The following is a 3,725-nucleotide window of genomic DNA, read 5'->3' as shown; positions in this document are numbered from 1 at the left end:
TTTGAATTTGGTTTTGAACTATGAGTGGCTAACATTTTGCCACTCATTTTTTGCGTAAGCAAAAACATAAAGGGTATGGGATATAATCCCATCAAGTACGGCGTGCTAGAACGAAGTGGATAGCAAAGCCAGTGCTTGCCAAACCACATTATTACTTGATATTTTGTTGATTATCCTATAATCTACAAACATAGAGAGTAATAAATTTCGAAGAAACGTGGTGGGATTGAATGAGTGAACATGATAATAATTTGGCTAGCGATTTGTCTGTTGGGGGAAACCGTAAACCCAACCGCAAAGAGCCAAAACAAATTAGTTTCAGAGTGAACGAAGGCGAATATGAAAAGTTAAGGTCATCTGCCGAAACTTTGAATATGAGTGTGCCGACTTTCGTTAAGAAAAAGGCACAAGGCAGTCGATTGGTAGCGCCCAAATTAGATAAAGAGACGCGACAATCGATTGTTAAAGATTTAGGCAGTATGGGGGCAAACGTAAATCAGATTGCGAAATGGTTTAATCAACATAAAGAACAAGCAGTGAATTTACCTGAACAAAAATACGATGATTTAATTAAGCAATTTGATGACTTTAAAAAGGAGTTGCATGAGATATGGCAACAACTAAAATAAGCTCAACAAAATCAACATCAAGGGCTATTAATTACGCAGAGAAACGGGCAGAAGAAAAAAGCGCTTTGAATTGCGATATAGATTATGCAAAAAGCAGTTTTAAAGCAACACGTGAAATGTATGGCAAAACAGATGGCAACGAAGGACATGTGGTTATTCAGTCTTTTAAACCTAACGAAGTAACGCCAGAACAATGTAATCAATTAGGCTTAGAATTAGCCGAAAAGATAGCACCTAATCATCAAGTTGCCGTATATACGCATAACGACACAGACCATGTTCATAATCATATTGTGATTAATTCAATTGATTTAGAAACGGGGAAGAAATTTAATAATAATAAAAAAGCACTGCATGATATTCGACAAGCGAATGACGAAGTTTGCCAATCGCATAATCTATCAATACCCGAAGAAAAAGCGAAATTACGTTATACACAAGCAGAATATAGCGTATTGAACAAAGGGAAAACATCTTGGAAAGATGAGATAAGGCATGCCATAGATCAATCGCAAGCAGCGTCTTATGAAGAACTGGGTAATGATTTACAACAAAATGGCATAAAAATTGAACGTATTACAGACAAAACAATTACTTATCGACATTTGGAAGAAGATAAAAAAGTGCGTGGGAAGAAATTAGGCGAAGATTACGACAAAGGGGGCTTAGAAATTGGCTTTAACAGACAAAATGAACAACGAGAAGAACAAGCAAGACAGAGAGAACTTGAACAGGCAAGACGAGAGAAAATCAAGCGAGATAAAGAGCGAGAGAAAGAGTGGGCTCGATTTAATAGAAGTACGCAAGCAATTAGACAGAATAGAGAGCGTAGCGAACGAGAAGAACGAGAACGAGAGCGAAAAGCTAGAGAACTTGAAGAACAGAATAGAAGAGCTAGAGAAGAGCGAGCAAGACAGGAACGAGAGAACAAACATACTCATGAAAAGACTAGAGGCTTCGACCTCGAACTTTAATAATAAGTTAGATGTTTTTGAAGAAAAGACTAAGCATGCAAGATTAAACTTTGAAACAACTGCAAAGCACTATATTAAACGACTTGATGAAGATAATTTGAAATTAGATTTTCAACAAGCTATTCAAGATGAATTAAGCGATACTAAAGACGAAATACGTGAAGTGACGAAACAAGCGAGAGAAGAAACAAAAGAGTATAAAGAAATCTTAGAAAGTAAAATAAAAGACCATAACAAAGTGGTTGATAAATCGAATACAGCGCTAAAAGTGATGACAAAAGGCGTTACAAATATATTTTTTGTGCTAATTATTTTTGTACTTGTAATGCTTGTGACAGGTCCGATAGGTCATTTCTTTGGTATTGAACATTTATATAGCTTTATTAATGGTTTTATTGATGACCACGAAAGTGCATGGCGATATTTGATGTTGATACTTTATGCAGTACCCTATGTATTCTTCGCTATCATTCTGTGGCTCATAGCATTGTTTTTTAGAGTATTTAATGACCTTTAGGTAGATTTATATATAAAAAGGGCTAAATACGCAAAATACCCCCTTAAAATGCAAAATAAATGCAAATAAGGGGGTAACTCCTTATGAAAAAACAACTAATAGTATTATAACACGTTTTTATGCCGAGAAAACTTATTGGTTGGAATGGGCTATGTGTTAGCTAACTTGTTAGCGAGTTGGTTGGACTTGAATTGGGATTAATCCCAAGAAAGTACCAACTCAACAACACATAAAGCCCTGTAGGTTCCGACCAATAAGGAAATTGGAATAAAGCAACGAAAGGAGTTGAGTAAAATGAGTGAGAAAACGAAGAAAATCATTCGAGTATCATTAGCTTTTTCACAAGTAGTAGTGCAATCATTGATAGTTTATTATACTTACCAGCAATATAAATTATCTAAAGAGAATTAAGTTTTGATTATGTAATAAGTTTTGGTACTAAAAAAGACTTGATCTAATTAGACCAAGTCTTTTGTTAGTGTTATATTAATAACAAAATAAAAATAAGAAGTCGCTCACTCCCCGACCAAAGTTTGTGAGCAAAATAAACAGTCGATGTTTGTTTCTTAATTGTATATCTTGATATTAAACGATTTAAGATTATTCTTCAAGATATATATTCGCAAATGTAATTGGAAAAGCGACTTCTTAAACAAAATTAAGGAGTCGATTTTTATGGCAAAAATAACGAAAAATGAGCAAGAAAATTTGGTGGAAAATTACACAAAAAAACCGGCGTACTCTAATAGCCGGTTAAACCGACATATTATGTACACCCCCGAACCAAAATTACACTTTGATGCTATGACAATTGTTGGGAATCTTAATAAGAACAATGCTCACAAACTGTCTGAATTTATGAGTATTGCGCCACAAATTAGACTTTGGGATATATTACAAACCAAATTTAAAGCTAAGGCTCTACAAGAAAAAGTTTACATCGAATATGATAAAGTAAAAGCAGATGCGTGGGATAGACGTAATATGCGTGTTGAATTTAATCCTAATAAACTTACGCATGAAGAAATGCTTTGGTTAAAACAAAACATCATTGACTACATGGAAGATGATGGTTTTACAAGATTAGATTTGGCTTTTGATTTTGAAGACGATTTGAGCGATTATTATGCGATGACTGATAAATCAGTTAAGAAAACTATTTTTTATGGTCGTAACGGTAAACCAGAAACAAAATATTTTGGTGTTCGTGACAGTGATAGATTTATTAGAATTTATAATAAAAAACAAGAACGTAAGGATAATGCAGACATTGAAGTTATGTCTGAACACTTATGGCGTGTAGAAATTGAATTAAAAAGAGATATGGTTGATTATTGGAACGATTGTTTTAATGATTTACATATTTTGAAACCAGATTGGTCTAGTTTAGAAAAAGTAAAAGACCAAGCAATGATTTATATGCTAATTCATGAAGAAAGTACATGGGGTAAATTAGAAAGACGTACAAAAAATAAATACAGAGAAATGTTAAAAAGTATTTCAGAAATTGATTTAACGGACTTAATGAAATTGACTTTAAAAGAGAATGAAAAACAATTGCAAAAGCAGATTGAATTTTGGCAGCGTGAATTTAGATTTTGGGAG

4 protein-coding genes are annotated in these 3,725 nt (G+C 33.7%); all 4 read left to right on the top strand.

Annotated elements, in window-relative coordinates:
* Nucleotides 1-230 precede the first annotated feature (230 nt).
* Nucleotides 231-629, top strand: coding sequence for a plasmid mobilization protein (locus tag KA883_RS07635; RefSeq protein WP_002340414.1), 399 nt, complete (start codon nt 231-233; stop codon nt 627-629).
* Nucleotides 611-1,603 carry a relaxase/mobilization nuclease domain-containing protein gene (locus KA883_RS07630; RefSeq protein WP_053033444.1) on the top strand — a complete coding sequence of 331 codons (993 nt, stop codon included), beginning with the start codon at nt 611-613 and terminating at the stop codon, nt 1,601-1,603. Before KA883_RS07635 ends, KA883_RS07630 begins: the two co-directional genes overlap by 19 nt.
* A complete protein-coding gene (locus KA883_RS07625) occupies nt 1,569-2,120 on the top strand; it encodes a DUF334 domain-containing protein (protein ID WP_002303113.1) in 552 nt (183 codons plus the stop codon). The genes KA883_RS07630 and KA883_RS07625 overlap by 35 nt, the downstream gene beginning before the upstream one ends.
* A 675-nt stretch (nt 2,121-2,795) precedes the next feature.
* Nucleotides 2,796-3,725 (top strand): replication initiation factor domain-containing protein (locus KA883_RS07620; RefSeq protein WP_167868224.1); only part of this gene is annotated, 930 nt, incomplete at its 3' end.

Source organism: Staphylococcus sp. GDY8P54P (assembly GCF_017892645.1).
Classification (GTDB): Bacteria; Bacillota; Bacilli; order Staphylococcales; family Staphylococcaceae; genus Staphylococcus; species Staphylococcus ureilyticus.
This window is presented reverse-complemented; position numbering and strand designations above follow the sequence as displayed.